Below are 19,176 nucleotides of genomic sequence, written 5' to 3'. Positions count from 1 at the left end.
TGCCATCTGGCGAGGAGATTCGAGACCATGCGCCCCCTCCCCCTTCGCTCCACCCGCATTGCCGGCCCGCTCGGCCGGGCCGAACGCCTGCGCCGCCATCACCCCAATTTCGAGGTGAAGGGCATGCAGGGCTGGAAGTCGCTGGAAGCCGAGGAGAAGCTCTCCGAGGAGGGCTGGCGCAAGGAGCAGCAATGGGCGCTCGACATGGGCCTGCCCGGCGCGGACTCGATCAACGACAAGTCGATCCCCACCTTCGCCCGCGGCGAGCTGCCCCATTTCGCCGGCATCAACACCTTCATGAAGGCGCCCTACATCGAGAACGTCCGCGACGTCGGCAAATATGACGCCGCCGTGCTCGGCATTCCCTTCGACAGCGGCACCACCTACCGCCCCGGCACCCGGTTCGGGCCGCAGGGCATCCGCCGCATCTCCGCGCTCTACACGCCCTATAATTACGAGCTGGGCGTCGACCTGCGCGAGCAGATGACGCTGTGCGACGTCGGCGACGTCTTCACCATCCCCGCCAATCTGGAAAAAAGCTTCGACCAGATCTCGAAGGGCGTCTCCCACGTCTTCTCCTCCGGGGCGCTGCCGATCATGCTGGGCGGCGACCATTCGATCGGCTTTCCCTGCGTGCGCGGCATCGCCGAATGCACCTCCAAGCGCATCGGCATCATCCATTTCGACCGCCACATCGACATCCAGGAAAAGGATCTCGACGAGCGGATGCACACCACGCCGTGGTACTGGGCGACCAACCTGCCGAATGTCTCGCCCAAGAATCTCGTGCAGCTCGGCATCGGCGGCTGGCAGGTGCCGCGCTACGGCGTGCAGGAGGCCCGCAAGCGCGGCACCAACGTGCTGACCATCGACGACATCGAGAAGATCGGGCTGGAGAAGGCCGCCGAGATCGCGCTCGAACTCGCGTGGAAGGACGCCGACGCGGTCTACATCTCCTTCGACGTCGATTCGATCGACTGCGGCTTCGTGCCGGGCACCGGCTGGCCGGAGCCGGGCGGCTTCCTGCCGCGCGAGGCGCTGAAGATCCTCGGCCTCGTCGCCGCCGAAGGGCTGTGCGGGCTGGAGGTGGTCGAGGTCTCCCCGCCCTACGACACCTCGGACATCACCGCCCTGTTCGGCCTGCGGGTGGTGGTGGAGGCGCTCGGCTCCATGGTCGCCCATGGCAAGCTCGGCAGCCACAAGCACATCATCGACAAGCCGGTGAACTTCTGAGGGCCCCGCCCCGGCCGCCATCCGCGGCCGCCGGGGCGCACCCGCCGCCGGCTATCGCGCAAGGCGGCCGGCACATCCGGCCGGCACTGGCCGAGCCGAGAAAGACAGGAGCCGAGACATGCATCGCGGCCACGACCATCACCACCATCACGACCATGGCGGCGGCGGCCATGCGCATGCGCACGGCCATGATCACGACCATGCCCATGATCACGGCCACAGCCATGCGCACGACCCTGCCCACGGCCCCGGCCACAATCACGGCCACGGCCCGCGCCGTGCCGCGCAGTGGCAGACCCCGCATCTGCCGGCCCAGCCGGCGGCGGAGGAGCCGGCCCGCGCCGAGCCCGATCTCGACCTCGTCGAGCAGGCCTTCGTGGAAGGCTTCGCCTCGGCCAGCGACCCCACCTCCTTCCTGCGCCTCGCCAATGTGCCGTTCGAGGCGGTGGCGGCGGACGGGGCGAAACTCGCCTTGCTGCGGGTGGAGAGCGACGAAACCACCGATGTCGGCGCGGTGATGCCGCATTTCGGCGGCGGCAGCTTCCGCTACGACCCGCTGCCGGGGAAAATGGTGTCGCGCCGCCGCCGGCTGCGCTTCGTCTATTTCGACGGCCGGGCGCCGCGCCCGCTCACGCTCGGGGAGGTCCGCGCGCTCGCGCAGTCGTGAGCGCGAGGCCGTCCACGCGGGCGCGCCCGATCGCCGCGCCGCGCCGCGCGCGGGTTGATCGGAACGTCTCCAAAGTCCAAGGTGCCCCTCATCCGCGCGTTCGACCGGCGCGGGCCGCCCTGAGGCGCGCCTGCCATCCCGTCAGGAAGGTCGCCCGCGCGCCAACGTCTCCCGCGAGCGTGTCGCCAGCGGGCGGTCAGGATGTGCCATGGACTATCAACGCTTCTTCGAGGACGCCGTCGACGAGCTTCGCCGCGAGCGCCGCTACCGCACCTTCGCCGAGATCGAGCGCGACGCCGCCCGCTTCCCGCACGCCGTCTGGCACAGGCCGGAAGGCGCCCGCGACATCGTCATCTGGTGCTCGAACGACTATCTCGGCATGGGTTGCCATGACGACGTGGTGGAGGCGATGTGCGCCACTGCCCGGCAGGCCGGCGCCGGCGCCGGCGGCACCCGCAACATCTCCGGCAACAGCCATGCCGTGGTCGAGCTGGAGCGCGAGCTCGCCGACCTGCACGGCAAGGAAGCCGGCCTCGTCTTCACCTCCGGCTACATCTCGAACCAGACCGGCATCTCCACCCTCGCCCGGCTGATCCCGGACTGCCTGGTGCTGTCCGACGCGCTGAACCACAATTCGATGATCGAGGGCGTGCGGCAGGCCGGGCGCGACAAGCAGATCTTCCGCCACAACGACCTCGCCCATCTCGAGGAGCTGCTGAAGGCGGCGGGCGGGCGGCCCAAGCTCGTGGTGTTCGAGAGCGTCTATTCCATGGATGGCGACGTCGCCCCGATCGGCGCCATCTGCGACCTCGCCGAGCGCTACGGCGCCATGACCTATCTCGACGAGGTCCACGCCGTCGGCATGTACGGCGCGCGCGGCGGCGGCATCGCCGAGCGCGACGGGGTGATGCACCGGGTCGACGTCATCGAGGGCACGCTGGGCAAGGCCTTCGGCGTGGTGGGCGGCTACATCACCGGCCGCGCCTCGGTGATCGACGCCGTGCGCTCCTACGCGCCGGGCTTCATCTTCACCACCGCGCTGCCCCCGGCGGTGGCGGCGGCGGCCGCCGCCTCGGTGCGCCACCTCAAGGCCTCCGGGGCCGAGCGCGCCCGCCAGCATGCCCAGGTCGCCAAGGTGAAGCGCGCGCTGGAGGCCGCCGGCCTGCCCCAGCTCGCCACCTCCACCCATATCGTGCCGGTGATGGTGGGCGACGCCACCGCCTGCAAGGCGGCGAGCGACCTGCTGCTGGAAGAGCACGGCATCTACATCCAGCCGATCAACTACCCCACCGTGCCGCGCGGCACCGAGCGGCTGCGCATCACCCCCGGCCCGTTCCACGACGACGCGCTGGTGGCGCAGCTCGCCCGCGCGCTGGTGGATGTGTGGAGCCGGCTCGGCCTGCCCTTCGAGTCGCGGGCGGAAGCGGCGGAATAGGCCCGCCGCCGGCGGGCGCGCCGGCGCCTCGCGATGCCCAGCCGCCCGGCGACGTGCCGGGCGGTTTCGTCTCAGGACTGGTCGTTTCGGGGCCGGCGGGCCGGGGCTCAGTCCCTGGTCTCGCCGGGGTCGGGGTCGGCGTTCACCGAGGGCACCACCGCCGCGCCGAAGAACAGCCGCACCACCAGCGGGATCAGCAGCGACAGCCCGACGAAGCGGGCGAGGTGGTGCGCGGCGACGAAGGCGGGGTCGATGCCCAGCACGAAGGCCATGATGGTCATCGCCTCCAGCGCCCCCGGCACATAGGCCACCAGCACCTTCACCAGCGGCTCCCCGGCGACCCAGGAGCCCAGCAGGGCGAACAGCACCGAGACGGTGGTGGCGATGGCGAAGGCGGCCAGCGCGTCCACCAGGAAGCGGCGCAGCGTTTCCAGCCGCGTTCCCGCGAAGCGGCTGCCGGTATTGGCGCCGAGCACGACGAAGCCAGCGATGAGGAAGGGGTCGGGCAGCCGGCCTTGCAGCAGGCCGACCCCGTGCACCGCCCCGCTCGCCAGCATCGCGCCGACCAGCGCCCCCCCGGGAAAGCGGACCCGTTCCGCCACCAGCGCCCCGGCGACGCCGACCAGCAGCGAGGCGGCGAGGCTGGCGAGATCGGGCACCACCGGCATGTCCGGCAGCGTGCCGACGGGCTGGTGGCCGAGCCCGCCCAGCGCGGCGGGAAGCAGCGCCACCAGCACGAACAGCCGCAGCGACTGGCCGAACACCACGCGCCGGGTGTCGGCGCCGCTGGTTTCCGCCATCACCAGCACGGCGGAGAGCGCGCCGGGCGCTGCGGCGAAGAAGGCGCTGCGGCGGTCCCAGCCGGCGACGCGCTCCAGATACAGCACCACCGCCGCCATCATCACCGGCACGGACAGCCCGAGCACCAGCATCGTGACCGGCCAGGTCTCCATGCCGTGCAGCGTCTCCGGAGAAAGCGCCGCGCCCATCGAGGTGCCGAGCACGACGAAGGTCACCTGCCGCAGCGGCGCGGGAATGCCCACCGGCACCCCGGCCAGCGCCGCGACGGCGGTGACCACCAGCGCGCCGGACAACCAGCCCACCGGCATGCCGCCATAGGCGAAGCCGGTGCCGCCGGCCGCCGCGAGGGCGAGCGTCGCCGCCAGCCGGGCGAGCGCGCGGGGCGAGGGTGGGGTGAGTCGGGGGATCAGCGAAGGAATCAGCGGCATGGGGCGGGGGATGAGGAAGCCGCCCGGAGCCATGCGCCCGATTCCGCCCCGCGGTCAATGCCGGCGGCGCGCGCCGTGGCCGCCACCGTCGTCGGCCCCACGGCGCAGGCTCACCGCGTCAGCCACGTCACCAGCCGGTCGGCGGCCTCGGCGAGCTGTGCCTCGCCACGGGCGAAGCACAGCCGGATGAAGCGCTCGCCGCCGAGCCCGAAGGCGGTGCCGGGGGCAAGGCCGATATTGGCTTCGTCGACCAGCTTCAGCGCCAGCGCCCGCATGTCGGTCTCGCCCTCGACACCAAAGAACAGGTAGAACGCGCCGGGCGGCTTGGCGGCGTGCACCCGGCCGGTGGCCATCACCGCGTCGGCGACGATGTCGCGGCCGCGCCGGGCCCGCGCGATCTGGTGCTGGACGAAGCTCTCGCCCCGGTCCAGCGCGACCACGCCGGCCCGCTGCATGAAGGGCGCGACGCCCGAGGTGGCGTACTGCACCAGATTGGCGATCACCGGCCCGAGCGAGGGATGCGCCTCGATCCAGCCGATGCGCCAGCCGGTCATCGCCCAGTTCTTGGAGAAGGTCTGCACGAACAGCACCCGGTCCTCCGGGTCCATCACGTCGTGGAAGGAGGGCGCGAGCCCGCCCTCGCCGGCACCGTAGTAGAACCGGCCATAAATTTCGTCGGCGATGATCCACAGCCCGTGGCGGCGGGCGATGTCCAGCACGCCGCGCAGCGTCTCGTGCTCGGCGACGAAGCCGGTGGGGTTGGAGGGGGAATTGATGAAGATCGCCCGCGTGCGCGGGGTCACCGCGTCCTCCAGCCGGTCGAGGTCCAGCGAGAAGCCGTGGACGTCGTCATAGGCATAGGGCACCAGCACCGGGTGGGCGCCCGCCACCTGGGCCGCCGCGGCGGCGTTCGGCCAGGACGGGGTGGGAATGATGATCTCGTCGCCGGGCGAGAGCGTCATCGCGATGCAGATCTGGATCGACTGCATGCCCGAGCCGGTGACGTAGTAGCGCTCCGGGTCCTCCGGCACGCCGTAGAGCCCGGTCATGTAGCGGGCGATGGCGGCGCGCAGCTCGGGAATGCCGCGCTGCCAGGTGTAGAAGGTCTCGCCCGCCGCCAGCGAGCGAGTCGCCGCCTCGCTGATGAAGGACGGCGTCGGCAGGTCGCCCTCCCCGGCCCAGAGCGGGATCATGCCCGGCCGCTCGCGGCCGTAATTCATCACCTCGACGATGCCGCTATGGGGCACCGCCAGCGCCTCCGGGCGCACATGGTCCAGCAGGGAGGGCGGGGTGATGAAGGGAGAAGCGGAGGCGGTCATGGGTCACTCGGCTGACGGCGGGCCGGGAGAGGATACGTCCGATCCCCCGTGCCGGCCATCGACAAGGCGTTATGGCGACGATCGCGCCCGGTGATGAATGGGCGCCGGCCTCACCGCTTCTTCTTGCGCCAGCGGCCGAGAGGATGCCGCTTCCATTTAATGAAGCCGTAGTACATCCGCTTCCACCACGGGATCGGAAGATGGGCGTCGATGTTGAAGCGGCGGTTGGTGAAGAACTTCTCGGCCGAGCGCCGGTTGCCGTAGCGGGCCGCGATCTGGCCCCACTCCTGGATACAGGCCTTCACATTGACGGAGGAGAAGCCGCCCTCGGCATAGAGCGCGAGAATCTCGCCGCAGTGGTGGAACCTCACGCCCCGCGCCCGCATGCGGTACATGAACTCGTGATCCGCCGCGATCCGGCAGCGCAGGTCGTAGCCGCCATGGTCCACCAGAAGCTGGCGCCGGGTGAAGGTGGCCTGATGGCCCGGTATGCCGGACAGCCAGCAGAAGCTGAGGGCGCCCTTGCGCAGATGCGCCCAGGTCTGCTCGAAATCCGCGGCGCGATGCAGCTCCTCCGCTCCCGACAGGCGGAGATAGATGTGGTGGCCGATGATGAAGCCGGCATCCGCCGGCGCCCCCCGCACCGCCCACTCCACCGCGTGCCGCGAGGCGAACGAATCGCCGGCGTTCATGAAGAGGATGAATTCGCCGGTTCCGAGCCGCGCGGCCTTGTTCATGCCGTCATAGGGGCCGCGGTCGGGCTCCGAGACGAAGCGGTCGATCACGTCGGCATAGCCGCGGAGGGCTTCCACCGTGCCATCGGTCGAGCCGCCGTCGACCACCACGATCTCGATGTTGTCGTAGGACTGCTCGGTGACGGAGCGCAGCGTCTCCTCGAAGGAGTCGATGACGTTGCGCACCACCATGGCGATGGTCACCTTCGGCCCGGTCGGGGCCGGCGCCGGCGCGATACGCTGGGCGCGGGGCGGCAGCGGCTCGCGCCGCCATTCCGCCTGGGCGCGGGTGCGCGCCGGCCGCAGGCCGGCGGCGTCGGGGAACAGGATGTCGAGCAGCCGCTCCCGGCGGTCATACAGCCAGCTCTCATAGCCGATCTCGACATGGCGGCGGGCGGCCGCGCCGATCTCCGCCGCCCGGCTGAAATCGAGCGGCTCCAGCTTGTGGATGTCGTAGAGCAGGCCGGTCACGCCGTGGGTCATGTACTCCGACATGGTGGGAGCGTTGGCCGCGACCACGCATTGCCCGCGCGCCATCGCCTCCAGGAAGCTCATGCCGATGCCCTCGGAGCTGCGCGGGGCGAAGTAGACGTTGGCCTGCCTGGTGAGGGCGCGGGACTGGCCGGGGTCGACCGAGAAGCGGGTCAGCCGGATGTCGTGGCGGCGGATCTGCGAGATGTCCGGCGGGTCGATCTGGCCGTAGGTCGGGTCGATGCCGACATGCAGGTTGAACCACTCCCAATCGACCTGCTTGGCCAGCGCGCGCACCTGCGGCCAGCCGAATTCCGGCCGCCTCTGCCAGAGAAAGCCGCGCAGGCGGGAGAAGTCGGTCACCGGCTCGAATCGCGCCGGATCGGGGAAGTACTGGGTCTGGAAGCTGTTGAAGCCCCAGTTCCGCAGCCGCTCATGCAGGCTCCACGCGAAGCTGATGATGCGAACCCGGCGCAGCGGCTCCCAGAAGCCGTAATCGGCATGCATCACCCCGTCCCACATCGGGATGAAGGTGAGCTTTTCCGGCGCGATGAGGCTCAGCCGCCGCGCCACGGCCTCCACCTGCCAGACGAACACATGGTCGAAGTCGAGCAGGTGCTCGACGTCCACCGCCGCCCCGCCCTGCCAGCTGTCATCCCAGAAGACGTCCACCTTCCCGACCTCCCGCAGGAGATCGATGAACCAGTGCGACGACGATGTCGTCCTGTGATAGCCGTGGCCGACGAACGCAACCGTCAATGTATAACCCCCGCATTCACTCGCCCGGCAGGGCCCGCCCCCGGGCCGGCTGCCGCTTCAACTCACGAACCTCACGGATCGCCCACCCAGGCCGCGCGCAGGGCTCTCGGCCGGAACCGCCGCAGCGACGAATTGAAGCCGCCGCGTGCCATGTTGCGCCGCGACGGACCGGGCTTTCGCCCGTCCCCCCGCGGCCGCGGCGGGGCCGCAGCTCATGGCGTCTACCGATTATTCCGATTCGCCTTCAATTTCTTGATGAAAGAATATCGCGGATTTCCGTCAGCAGCAGTTCCTCGCGGGTCGGTGGCGCGGGCGGGGGCGGAACGTCGGCGGCGGAGCGGCGGAAGCGGTTGATGCCCTTGACCACCAGGAAGAGAATCCACGCGATGATCAGGAAATTGATGACCACGGTGAGGAAATGGCCATAGGCCAGCACCGCGCCCTGCTCGCGCGCGGCGGCCAGCGAGGTCGCTGTCACGTTGGACGCCAGCGGAATGAAGTGGTTGGAGAAATCCAGCCCGCCGAACACCGCGCCGACCACCGGCATGAACAGGTCGGTCACGACGGAGCTGACGATGGCGCCGAAGGCGGCGCCGATGATCACGCCGATGGCGAGATCGACCACATTGCCCTTCATCGCGAATTCGCGGAATTCCTTCAGCATCGGCGGCGCCCTCCTTCACGCCCGGCGCCGGAGTGCTGCCCCTCCGCCGGGCCTTCGCGCTGCGGCCTGCAGCCCGGCCCGACTGTGCGTCGCCCGCGCCGGACGATCAAGCGCCGGGGGCGCCGCGGCCCGATCGGTGCTAGAACAGCACCGGCGGCACCCGGAGGGCATCCTCGCCCGCGGCAGCCGCCACCCGCCCCGTCCCGTGCGGCGTCCGCCAGACCTGTTCCGGCGTCCACCGCAAAGCCTGTTCCAGCGGCGTTCGCCGCAAAGCCTGTTCCTCGCGGCCTGCGCCGCCAAACCCGTTCCGGCGGCGTGTGCCGCCAGTGCCGTGTCGCGGAGGCACGATGATCCAGGGCTGGGCCATCATCGCCGTCGCCCTCGCCTATGTGGGGCTGCTGTTCGGGGTGGCGAGCCTCGGCGACCGCTGGCGGCCGCGCCAGCGCACGCCCGGCCGCGGCAAGGGGCGGCCCTACATCTACGCCCTGTCGCTGGCGGTCTACTGCACCTCCTGGACCTTCTTCGGCTCGGTGGGGCTGGCGACGACGCAGGGCTTCGACTTCCTCGCCATCTATGTCGGCCCGATGCTGGTCTTCGCGCTGGCGGGGCCGTTCCTCATCCGGGTCATCCGCCTCGCCAAGACCCAGAACATCACCTCCATCGCCGACTTCATCGCCGCCCGCTACGGCAAGAGCCAGGGCGTGGCGGCGCTGGTGGCGCTGGTCGGCATCGCCGGAACGCTGCCCTACATCGCGCTGCAATTGAAGGCGGTGGCGGGCTCGCTGCTGGTGATGCTCGGCGATTTCGAGGGCATCGGGCTCAACCAGCCCGCGCTGGGCGACCTCTCGCTGATCATCGCCATCGCCATGGCGGTGTTCGCCGTGCTGTTCGGCACCCGCCACATCGACGCCACCGAGCACCAGGAAGGCCTGATGCTGGCGATCGCGACGGAATCGATCGTCAAGCTGATCGCCTTCCTCGCGGTCGGGCTGTTCGTCACCTTCGGCATGTTCGCCGGCCCGTCCGACCTCATCGCGCAGGCGCGGGAGAAGGGCGTGCTGCCGCTGCTGGCCTCCGGCACCACCCTGTCGAGCTGGCTCACCATGACGGTGCTGTCCTCGCTCGCCATCCTGCTGCTGCCGCGCCAGTTCCACGTCGCGGTGGTGGAGAACACCTCGGAGCGGGAGGTGCGCACGGCGGCGTGGCTGTTCCCGCTCTATCTCGTGCTCATCAACCTCTTCGTCGTGCCCATCGCGATCGCCGGGCTGGTGGTGTTTCCGCCCGGCTTCATCGAGGGCGACATGTATGTGCTGGCGCTGCCGCTCTCGGCCGGCGCCCAGGCGATGGCGCTGCTCGCCTTTGTCGGCGGCCTCTCCGCCGCCACCGCCATGGTCATCGTCGAGACCGTGGCGCTCGCGGTGATGGTGTCGAACGACATCGTCATGCCGCTGATGGTGCGGGGCCGGCGCTCCGGCGCGGGCAGCGACATGGGCCACACCCTGCTCACGGTGCGGCGGCTCGCCATCTTCGTCATCCTGCTGCTGGCCTATCTGTACTACCGCGTCAGCGGCGAGGCCCAGCTCGCGCAGATCGGGCTGCTTTCCTTCGCCGCGGTGGCGCAGTTCGGGCCGGCCTTCTTCCTCGGCCTCGCCTGGCGCGGGGCGACCGCCAAGGGCGCCATCGCCGGCATCGCGGCGGGCATCCTCATCTGGGGCTACACGCTGCTGCTGCCGAGCTTGGTCGATGCCGGGCTGTTCGACCACGGGCTCGCCGCCACCGGGCCGTTCGGCCTCGCCCTGCTGCGCCCGCAGGCGCTGTTCGGGCTGGCGGCGGCGCCGCTCACCCATGGCGTGTTCTGGAGCCTCGGCGTCAATGTGCTGACCCTGGTCGGCGTCTCGATGCTCACGCGGCCGGCGCCGATCGAGCGGCTGCAGGCCAGCATCTTCGTCGAGGCCGACCGCGTCGCCGTGGCGCCGAGTTTCCGGCTCTGGCGCTCGCCGGTGACGGTGGAGGAGCTGATCGGCACGGTGGCGCGCTATCTCGGCGAGGACCGCACCCGCGCCTCGTTCGAGAGCGTCTCGGCGATGCGCGGGGTCTCGCTGGAGGCGGGGCGCGAGGCGGACTTCCAGCTCATCCGCTACGCCGAGCACCTGCTGGCCTCGGCCATCGGCACCTCCTCCTCCCGGCTCGTGCTGTCGCTGCTGCTGAAGAAGCGCACCGTCTCCACCAAGGCGGCGCTGAAGCTGCTCGACGACGCCTCCGCCGCCATCCAGTACAACCGCGAAATCCTGCAGACCGCGCTCGACCATGTGCGCCAGGGCATCGCCGTGTTCGACCGCGACCTGCGCCTCGTGTGCTGGAACCGGCAGTTCGGCGACATGCTGGACCTGCCGGCCGAGGTGGTGCGGATCGGGGTCGGGCTCGACCAGATCGTGCGGGTCAACGCCACCGCCGGCATCTACGGCCCCGGCGCGGTGGAGGACCTCGTGCGCGAGCGGCTCGCCCGCTATTCCCGCCGCAACGCCACCTTCCTGGAGCGCCTCGCCCCGCGCGGCATGGTGATGGAGGTGCGCGTCAACGCCATGCCGGACGGCGGGGTGGTGGTCACCTTCAACGACATCACTCCCTCGGTGGAGGCCGCCGAGGCGCTGGAGCGCGCCAACGAGACGCTGGAGCGGCGGGTGAAGGAGCGCACCAAGGCGCTGGAACACCTCAACGCCGAGCTGGCGCAGGCCAAATCCGAGGCGGAGGAGGCCAACATCTCCAAGACCCGCTTCCTCGCCGCCGCCAGCCACGACATCCTCCAGCCGCTCAACGCCGCCCGGCTCTACGCCACCAGCCTGGTGGAACGGGCCGGCGCCGGCGAGGAAAGCCGGCTCGCCCGCAATGTCGACGCCTCGCTGGAGGCGGTGGAGGAAATCCTCGGCGCCCTGCTCGACATCTCCCGGCTCGACGCCGGGGCGATGAAGCCGGACTTCGCCCCGTTCCGGCTCGACGAGATCTTCCGCCAGCTCGAGCTGGAATTCGCCCCGCTGGCCAAGGAGCGCGGGCTGGAGCTGGTGTTCGTCGCCTCCTCCGCCGCGGTGCGCTCCGACCGCCGGCTGCTGCGCCGGCTGCTGCAGAACCTCATCTCCAACGCCATCAAATACACCCCCGCCGGCCGGGTGCTGATCGGGGTGCGGCGGCGGCGCGGCAAGGTGCGGGTTCTGGTGCTCGACACCGGGCCGGGCATTCCCCAGTCCAAGCAGAAGCTGATCTTCAAGGAATTCCAGCGGCTCGACCACGCCGGCACCCGGGCCCAGCGCGGGCTGGGGCTGGGGCTTTCCATCGTCGAGCGGCTGGCGCGGGTGCTGGACCACCCGGTCTCGCTCGCCTCCACCGTGGGGCGCGGCAGCCGCTTTTCGGTGGAGCTGCCCGCCGCCCCGCCGATTCCCGCCGCGCAGCCGGCCCCGGCGCCCGCCCCCACCCCGGCGGCGGCGCTGGAAGGCCTCACCGTGCTGTGCATCGACAACGAGCCCGCCATTCTCGACGGCATGGAGACGCTGCTCGCCGGCTGGGGCTGCCGGGTGGTGAAGGCGGCGGACGTCGCCGGCGCGCTGGCCGCGGTGCGCGACCAGAAGCTGACGCCGGACGTGGTGCTGATCGACTACCACCTCGACGAGACCGACGGCGTCGAGGCCGCCAAGCAACTGCGCTGGAAGCTCGGGCGCAGCCTGCCCGCGGTGCTCATCACCGCCGACCGCTCGAAGAAGGTGCGCGAGACCGCCCGGGCCACCGAGATGGAGGTGCTGAACAAGCCGCTGCGCCCGGCGGCGCTGCGCGCCCTGCTCGGCCAGTGGCGCGTCACCCGCAACGCGGCGGAGTAAAGCGGCTTAAAGTAAGAAAATTTAAGACAATTGGATAATTTTTTTATTTCTTCAATTTATAATCCAAATATTTTACCAAGAAACTCCTAGCCACGCGATCTGCCAAGCAGATTTCTTCGAATTTAGGCCCAGACGCAAGCCAATAATTTAAATCTTCCCGCCTGGCTTTACCAGGATGGCTTAAATTTCGCGAACGAAACTTATAAAGATCTTTTGCTAATTCCGTAATTTCATCAGATACGCCAATTTCATGCGCCGCCATTGCGATAGATGAAATTGTGTTCGAAATGGATATCTCTCTGAGAGCCGCGGAAGCCCTCCGAATGGCACTTGGTTTATCGACGCAACTCGGCAGTTCTTCTGAAAATCTCTGTGCAAATTCTTGCTCTTCCAAGCAAACACGATCAGAAGAGAGGCGTCTTATCTTTTTCATTACTTCATTAACCACAACCTCGACGCACAATACATAATGCTGAAGTATAGACCTCTCAAGAGGCTTCGATCCATGAATACTTTTAAGCTTCCAAGCTGAATTCAAATGAACATAAGCGTTTTCTGCCGCAGAATTATCTTCGATTAGATCCATCATTTTTGAAATGTGATCAATAGTATTATATTCTAAAATTTCTGCATCCGGTAAGACTGAAAAACTTATGTATTCAACATGTTGTTTATAAAATTCATCTTCTTCTCCCTTTATTTTGATTAATTCCGCATAATATTGAGCGCCAGAACCTATCAAAGTCATACTCGTCAAAATTCGATCAGTGATTATTTGCGAGAGAACCTTGGCATCACCCTCATCGCAAGCATCAATATCTATCTGCATTATATGCCGACTTTCAACCTGATCTCTTGGCGGATAATGAGTCACAGTAGAACCAGATGGAGCTATAATTGAGGTCACAGACGCCTGCGCACCCTTCAGCTTAGTTAAATCTTGCGGAGAAATTTGAGCGATTATAATGTCTTTTCCTATCATAACCGGCGAATACGGCAACTTAGGGCCAGCAACAGACCACAATGTCTGCCAACGACCTTTCGTTTTTGAAGTCGTAGCACTGATATTCATGTCGATTTCGAATTTAAAAGATCACCAACAGCAGAACGTATATCAGCCCGTGGTCGACGAGAAGGAGCCGCCTTCCATCTTGGCGGCGGCGATCACCGCCTGGGTGCGGCTCTCCACCCCCAGCTTCTGCAGGATGGCGGAGACATGGGCCTTCACCGTCGCCTCGGAGACGCCGAGCTCATAGGCGATCTGCTTGTTGAGCAGCCCCTCGGACAGCATCATCAGCACCCGCACCTGCTGCGGCGTCAGCGTGGCGAGGCGGGAGACCAGCGCCTTGGTCTCCTTGTCCGCGCCGGCGGAAAGGTCGACATCGGGCGGGGTCCAGGTCCGGCCCTCCAGCACGGCGGCGATGGCGACGCGCATGGTGTCGACCGCGCTGGTCTTGGGGATGAAGCCGGAGGCGCCGAACTCCATGCAGTGGCGGATGACGCTCGGCTCCTCATTGGCGGACACCACGATCACCGGCACGCCGGGATACTGCGCCCGCAGATACATCAGCCCGGAAAAGCCGCGCACGCCCGGCATGGCGAGGTCGAGCAGGACGAGGTCCATGTCGGCCTCGCGCTCCAGCAGGGCCTGGAGGTCCTCGAAGCCGCCGGCCTCGAACAGCTCGGCCTCGGGAAACTGGCGCGCCACCGCCTCGCCGAGCGCCCCGCGAAACAGCGGGTGATCATCCGCGATCACCAGCCGGAAACCCGTCGTCGCATCCACCTGACAGCCGACCCTCTTCCGCACGCCGCACGCCCCCGCGCCGGCGTCTCCCGCGATCATCCCCGGCGCGGGCCGCCGGCGCAACCGGGCGTGGTGTCCCACTGCGCGCAGGGCGGCCGGCCGTGATGCCGTGGCCCCCGGGGGGACCGCAGCGAGCTTTAATCCCCATCCCCGGTGAAGGCCACCACCAATTCGCGCTCGTGCGGCCGGGCGCGGTGCTCGATGAGATAGAGCCCCTGCCAGGTGCCGAGCGCCATGCGCCCGCCGATCACCGGCACCGCGAGGTGCAGCCCGGTGATCAGCGCCTTCACATGGGCGGGCATGTCGTCCGGCCCTTCGAGGTCGTGGACCCAGCCGGCATCCTCCGGCGCCAGCCGGTCCAGCGCGGTGAGAAGGTCCACCCGCACGTCGGGGTCGGCATTCTCCTGAATGGCGAGCGAGGCCGAGGTGTGGCGGCAGAACACGCCCACCTCGCCCTCGCCCGCCCCGATCTCGGCGAGGAAGGCGGCGACCTCCCGGGTGATGTCGGTGAAGCCGCGCGGCCGGGTGCGCACCGTCAGCGTGGTGGTGACGCGCCGGGTGATGCGGCTCGCCCGGACGGGCCCGCGGCCGATGGTGTGGCGCGGGGCGGCCCCGCGTTGCATCTCTGCCATGCCTTCTCCTTATCCGTTCGCTACGGCTGGACGCACCGGCCGGGCTGGGCTTGGATAGTGCGCCCCCGGCCCGCCGGCGCGCCAGCCCCGGCGCCGCCGCGCCGATCCCGGCCTTCGCACGGGGCGCCGTTCCCACGCGCCGGCGGCACCGCGCCGGACCTCTCGCCCCGACCTGTCCCTCACGACCGGTACCGCCCCATGAACGCCTCGACCAACGCACCGACGAACGCCCCGGCGCTCGCCCCATCCGCCTCGGCGCTGACGCTCGATCCCGCGCTGTTCCGCCCGGAGGCGGTCGCGCCGGACACCAAGGCCATCAACGCCGGCATCCTCAAGGCGCTCGGCGCCATTCCCGACCGCTGGGTCTTCCCCATGGCGGTGCTGCGCAAGCTGCGGCTGGAGGGCAAGGGCCCCTTCCCGCTGGCGCCGGAAAGCCCGCTCGCCGAGGTGATCGAGATTCCCGGCCCGCACGGCCCGGTGGGGCTCCGCATCCTCGCCCCGCCGCAGCCCAAGGGCGTCTATCTTCACTTCCATGGCGGCGGCTGGTGCCTCGGCTCGGCCCGCGAGAATGACGGGCTCAACCACCGCCTCGTCGAGCGCACCGGCTTCGCGGTGGTCTCGGTCGACTACCGCCTCGCCCCCGAGAACCCCTGGCCCGCCGCGCCGGACGACTGCGAGGCGGCCGCGCTGTGGCTGCTGCGCGAAGGCCCGGCCCGCTTCGGCACGGAGCGCTTCGCGCTGGGCGGGGAATCCGCCGGCGGCAATCTCGCCGTCGCCACCCTGCTGCGGCTGCGCGACCGGCACGGCCTCACCCCGTTCCGCGCCGCCAGCCTGAATGCCGGCTGCTACGATCTCGGCCTCACCCCCAGCGCGCGGAACTGGGGCGACGAGCCGCTGGTGCTCAACACCCGCGACATCAACGTCTTCGTCGGCCATTACCTGCGCGAGGGCGGCGATCCCGCCGCCACCGACATCTCCCCGCTCCACGCCGATCTCGCCGGCCTGCCCCCGGCGCTGTTCACCATCGGCACCCGCGACGCGCTGCTGGACGACACGCTGTTCATGGCGCCGCGCTGGCTGGCGGCGGGCAATGGCGCGGAGCTGGCGGTCTATCCCGGCGGCTGCCATGTCTTCATCGGCTTTCCCGGCACGCTGGCCGACCAGGCGCTGGCGCGCATCGCCGGCTTCCTCGGCGCCTGCTGAGGCCGGCGGGGCCGGCGGGCCGGAGCGGTGTCCCCACCGTGCCGCCGGGATCTCCAGCGGCAACCTGATGCGGCGTCAGAGCTTTTCCTCGCCGGTGTCGCCGGGCGGGTTCTGCCGCAGGCGCTGCACCATGTCGTAGAAGCGGCGGAAGGCGTCCTCCGCCATCCGCATCGCCCGGTCGAAGGCGGCGCGGGCCTCGTCCGGCGTGGTCTGCTCGCCGGCCGGCGGGGTGCCGCCGGGCGTGGCGCGGCCGGCGTCGGGCGTCTTGTCCGGGGCGGCGGCCTCGCCACCCGGCCCCGGCGCGCCGGGCGAGGCATCCGGCACCGCGGCGGGCGGGGCCAGCACCTGCGGCACCGCCGCCTTCTCCAGCGTGGCGATGCGCTCGTTCAGCCGGCGGATCTCGGCCTCGTAGGCGCTGCGCTCCTCCGGCACCAGCGCGCAGCTCCACGCCCCGGAACGCACGGAGCAGAAGCTCATGGCCCCGGTGCGGGCATCGAGCCGCATCAGCCCGCCTTCCACCGGCTGCAGCGAAAAGCGCGGCGCCACCTCGCCGGCACGGCCGAGCGGGTTGGCGCCGGGGTCCTCCGGCAGCGGCGGCGCGGCGGGGGCGGCCCCGGCAGCGGCGGGCGGTGCCGCGGGCGCGGGCGGGGCGGGCTGGGCCCCGGCCGGGCGCGGCCCGGCCAGGGAGAGGGAAACGGCGGCAAGGGCGAGCAGCGCGGCGGCTCTCGGCAGCTTCGGCATCGGCTTCTCCTCACGGCGCGGGCGCCGGCGGCGGCCTCACTGCGGGGCGTAAGGCTCGCGACGGGACGACAACGCCGCCTCCAGCAGTTCGATCCGGTCCTGGCCCCAGAACACCTCGCCATCCAGCACATAGGAGGGCGAGCCGAACACATCGGCCTCCACCGCCAGCCGGCGGTTGTCGGCGTAGAGCCCGGCGATGCGCTGGCCGGTGGCCTCCACCATGATGTCGGACGGCAGGCCCAGCTCGGCAAGGGCGGCGAGCACGCCGGAGGCCTCGCCGACATTCTCCTCGCGCTGCCACACCCCGGCGAAGAGCCGCGCCACCAGCGGGCCGGGATCATAGCCCGCCTCGGCGGCGGCGATGATGGTCTGATCGGCGAGGGCGGGATCGAACGGCCAGTGCCGCGGCCGCAGGTTCAGGTCCACGCCGCGCCGCTCGCGCCAGCGCTGCAGCTCCACCATGCGGTAGCGCTGGCGGGCGGGGTGGCGGCGGGCGAGCGGCAGGCCGCCGGTCTCCTCGAACAGCGGGCCGAGCAGCACCGGGCGGTAGACCACCTGCACATCGTGCCGCCGCGCCGCCTCGAGCAGAGCGGCATGGCCGAGAAAGGCCCACGGGCTGTGAATGGAGAAATAATAGTCCAGCATCCGGAACATGGCGCACCCCCTGTGCCGGGGTCGGCGGCAACCCCCCTTCCAGATAAAGGCAGCCCCGCCGGGTGCCAAGGCTCCCGGCCATCAGGACCCGCGGATATCGCGGCCTGGAGGCCGCAGGCCGGGGTGCTGCCGGCCGGGCCATAAAAATGCAGCGACGTCGGGGCCGACGCCGCTGCTGGGAAGTTCAGGCAGAAGATGCCGGCGGGGCAACGCCGGCGGAAGCGGCCTCAGGCGGCGGAGCGCACCTGGAAGGCGGAGACCATCTGGCGCAGCTCGCCGATGGCTTCCTCGATCTCGTTCTTCTGGCGCTCGAGCAGGGTCATCTGCTCCACGCACTTCTCGCGGGTGAGGGCGAGGCCGCCCTGCGGCACCGGGCCGCCTTCGCGCAGCGCCACCATGCTCTTGATCTCCGCGAGGGTGAAGCCGAGCTTCTTGCCCTTCAGGATGATGGCGAGGCGGGCGCGCTCGGCGGCGCTGTAGAGCCGGGTGAGGCCCTCGCGGCGGGGGTCGAGCAGGCCCTTGTCCTCATAGAAGCGCAGGGCGCGCAGGGTGACGCCGAACTCACGGGCGAGGTCGCCGATGGTGAAGAACTGCGGCTCGGCGGAAATCGACCGGCTCTCGACGGCGCGATCGGCCTCGTAGGACGTGAAATCCATGGGTTCAGCTCCGGCTGTTGCGGGGACCGCTGGGGGGAAGGTGACCACAGGTTCGCAGAGCAGTTGCCGCAAGGGGAGAAAGTCGCACCGGACGTTAGGGAAAGTTACTGTTAAACGGACCCTTACACTGTTGTAAAACAACGATTTTCCTGTTCCGGACCGGCCCGGAGCTAACGCAGGGTTAAACGCCCGGCCCGCTTCCGGCCGACTCGCCGGGCAGCGGTTTCGCCCCGGCGAGGCGACGGTTACCTCGCGGACCGGAGCCCGGCGATGGTTAATCCCGCGGCGGTTTTTAACGGCACATTTACCAAGGGGGCGAAAAGTCGGTCGCGACACATCCCGAAGGAAGCGGCGCTGATTCGACGCCGCCGGTGAACGTCGCGAACGGAGACGACGGTGAGGCAGGGCGCGCCATCGCAGAACGACCTGATGGATGCCGAGGCCTGGATGGCGCTGCGCGATGCCGCCCGTCAGGCGGGCGTTCCGCTCGCCGACTGGCTGCGCGAGAAGCTGGCCTCCGGGGAGCTGCACACGCTGCTCCGGCGCGCCGGCACCCCGCCGCAATCCGCCGCCGCACGCCCCGCTTCCGGCCCCGCGCCGTCCGGCCCGCTTGCCCCGCGCGCGGACCACGCGGTGGGCGACCTGCAGCGCCGGGTCCATGACCTCGCCGAGGAAATCGAGAAGCTGGCGCGGCGGCAGGGCGAGACCCCGCCCCCGGCCCGCGCCCCCCGCGAGCAGGTGCGCGAGGAAGGGCTCGGCGCCGCGCTGGAAGCGCTGAACGAGCGCATCGAGCGGCTGCTGGAAGACCCGGAGAAGGGCAGCGCCGCCGCCGCCTCCCACCTCGACGAGACCGTGCGCCGGCTGAACGAGCGGCTGGAGGCGATGGCGCAGCAGCGCCTCGCGCAGGCCCGCGCCGCGATCGGCGGCGGCGCCCGCGCGCCTTCGGCCCGCCTCGCCCCGGAGCCGCGCTTCCACGACGCGCCGCCCGCCGGGCGCGGCTATGAAGGCCCCCGCGCCGGCGAGATCGGCCGCGCCAGCGAGGCGACCCACGTCAGTGAGGCGGCGCGGCACGGCGAGGATGCCCGCGCCAGCGAGGCGCGCTCCGCCGC

General features: G+C 69.7%; 16 protein-coding genes. 6 read left to right on the top strand and 10 right to left on the bottom strand.

Annotation, left to right across the window (positions count from 1 at the left end; all coding sequences use genetic code 11):
* Positions 1-27: 27 nt before the first annotated feature.
* The 3 genes from KHC27_RS09030 (at position 28) to hemA (ending at position 3,335) form a co-directional block, all read left to right on the top strand.
* Positions 28-1,233, top strand: a complete 1,206-nt coding sequence (locus KHC27_RS09030; protein WP_213338106.1) for an agmatinase family protein — start codon at positions 28-30, stop codon at positions 1,231-1,233.
* A 118-nt stretch (positions 1,234-1,351) separates the two neighbouring features.
* Entirely contained in the window at positions 1,352-1,900 is a 549-nt protein-coding gene (locus tag KHC27_RS09025; protein ID WP_213338104.1) for a hypothetical protein, read from the top strand.
* 208 nt (positions 1,901-2,108) lie between these two features.
* Positions 2,109-3,335, top strand: a complete 1,227-nt coding sequence (gene hemA, locus KHC27_RS09020; protein ID WP_213338102.1) for a 5-aminolevulinate synthase — start codon at positions 2,109-2,111, stop codon at positions 3,333-3,335.
* A gap of 107 nt (positions 3,336-3,442) precedes the next feature.
* Here the strand turns inward: hemA and KHC27_RS09015 are convergent, their stop codons facing one another.
* From KHC27_RS09015 to mscL, 4 genes are all read right to left on the bottom strand, one after another.
* Positions 3,443-4,597 carry an AbrB family transcriptional regulator gene (locus KHC27_RS09015; protein ID WP_246519786.1) on the bottom strand — a complete coding sequence of 385 codons (1,155 nt, stop codon included), beginning with the start codon at positions 4,595-4,597 and terminating at the stop codon, positions 3,443-3,445.
* Between the two features lie 77 nt (positions 4,598-4,674).
* On the bottom strand, positions 4,675-5,883 hold the full coding sequence (locus KHC27_RS09010; protein ID WP_213338100.1) for a pyridoxal phosphate-dependent aminotransferase: 1,209 nt from the start codon (positions 5,881-5,883) through the stop codon (positions 4,675-4,677).
* Positions 5,884-5,993: 110 nt separating this feature from the next.
* Positions 5,994-7,847, bottom strand: coding sequence for a glycosyltransferase (locus KHC27_RS09005; RefSeq protein WP_213338092.1), 1,854 nt, complete (start codon positions 7,845-7,847; stop codon positions 5,994-5,996).
* A 244-nt stretch (positions 7,848-8,091) separates the two neighbouring features.
* Positions 8,092-8,511 carry a large conductance mechanosensitive channel protein MscL gene (mscL, locus tag KHC27_RS09000; RefSeq protein ID WP_213338090.1) on the bottom strand — a complete coding sequence of 140 codons (420 nt, stop codon included), beginning with the start codon at positions 8,509-8,511 and terminating at the stop codon, positions 8,092-8,094.
* Between the two features lie 347 nt (positions 8,512-8,858).
* Between mscL and KHC27_RS08995 the strand changes: the two genes are divergently transcribed.
* A complete protein-coding gene (locus tag KHC27_RS08995; protein WP_213338088.1) occupies positions 8,859-12,377 on the top strand; it encodes a hybrid sensor histidine kinase/response regulator in 3,519 nt (1,172 codons plus the stop codon).
* Positions 12,378-12,420: 43 nt separating this feature from the next.
* On the opposite strand, the gene KHC27_RS08990 is transcribed toward KHC27_RS08995, so the two are convergent.
* The 3 genes from KHC27_RS08990 to KHC27_RS08980 form a co-directional block, all read right to left on the bottom strand.
* Entirely contained in the window at positions 12,421-13,449 is a 1,029-nt protein-coding gene (locus KHC27_RS08990; protein ID WP_213338079.1) for a hypothetical protein, read from the bottom strand.
* A gap of 42 nt (positions 13,450-13,491) precedes the next feature.
* On the bottom strand, positions 13,492-14,160 hold the full coding sequence (locus KHC27_RS08985) for a response regulator transcription factor (protein WP_343210874.1): 669 nt from the start codon (positions 14,158-14,160) through the stop codon (positions 13,492-13,494).
* Positions 14,161-14,318: 158 nt separating this feature from the next.
* Positions 14,319-14,813: a secondary thiamine-phosphate synthase enzyme YjbQ gene (locus KHC27_RS08980; RefSeq protein ID WP_246519785.1), complete on the bottom strand. Its 495-nt coding sequence runs from the start codon at positions 14,811-14,813 to the stop codon at positions 14,319-14,321.
* 198 nt (positions 14,814-15,011) lie between these two features.
* On the opposite strand from KHC27_RS08980, the gene KHC27_RS08975 reads away from it, so the two are divergent.
* Positions 15,012-16,016: an alpha/beta hydrolase gene (locus KHC27_RS08975; protein ID WP_213338068.1), complete on the top strand. Its 1,005-nt coding sequence runs from the start codon at positions 15,012-15,014 to the stop codon at positions 16,014-16,016.
* 75 nt (positions 16,017-16,091) lie between these two features.
* Here the strand turns inward: KHC27_RS08975 and KHC27_RS08970 are convergent, their stop codons facing one another.
* The 3 genes from KHC27_RS08970 to KHC27_RS08960 all read right to left on the bottom strand — a co-directional run bounded on the left by KHC27_RS08970 (position 16,092) and on the right by KHC27_RS08960 (position 18,067).
* Positions 16,092-16,757, bottom strand: coding sequence for a hypothetical protein (locus KHC27_RS08970; protein WP_213338066.1), 666 nt, complete (start codon positions 16,755-16,757; stop codon positions 16,092-16,094).
* A gap of 36 nt (positions 16,758-16,793) precedes the next feature.
* On the bottom strand, positions 16,794-17,411 hold the full coding sequence (locus KHC27_RS08965; protein WP_213338064.1) for a 2-hydroxychromene-2-carboxylate isomerase: 618 nt from the start codon (positions 17,409-17,411) through the stop codon (positions 16,794-16,796).
* 227 nt (positions 17,412-17,638) lie between these two features.
* Complete coding sequence (locus KHC27_RS08960; protein WP_213338055.1) at positions 17,639-18,067, bottom strand: MerR family transcriptional regulator; 429 nt, start codon at positions 18,065-18,067, stop codon at positions 17,639-17,641.
* 396 nt (positions 18,068-18,463) lie between these two features.
* Here KHC27_RS08960 and KHC27_RS08955 point away from each other — a divergent pair.
* Positions 18,464-19,176 (top strand): hypothetical protein (locus KHC27_RS08955; RefSeq protein WP_213338053.1); only part of this gene is annotated, 713 nt, incomplete at its 3' end.

This window comes from Ancylobacter lacus (assembly GCF_018390635.1).
Lineage (GTDB): Bacteria > Pseudomonadota > Alphaproteobacteria > Rhizobiales > Xanthobacteraceae > Ancylobacter > Ancylobacter lacus.
The sequence above is the reverse complement of the archived record's forward strand: the minus strand, read 5'-3'. Positions and strand labels throughout refer to the sequence as shown.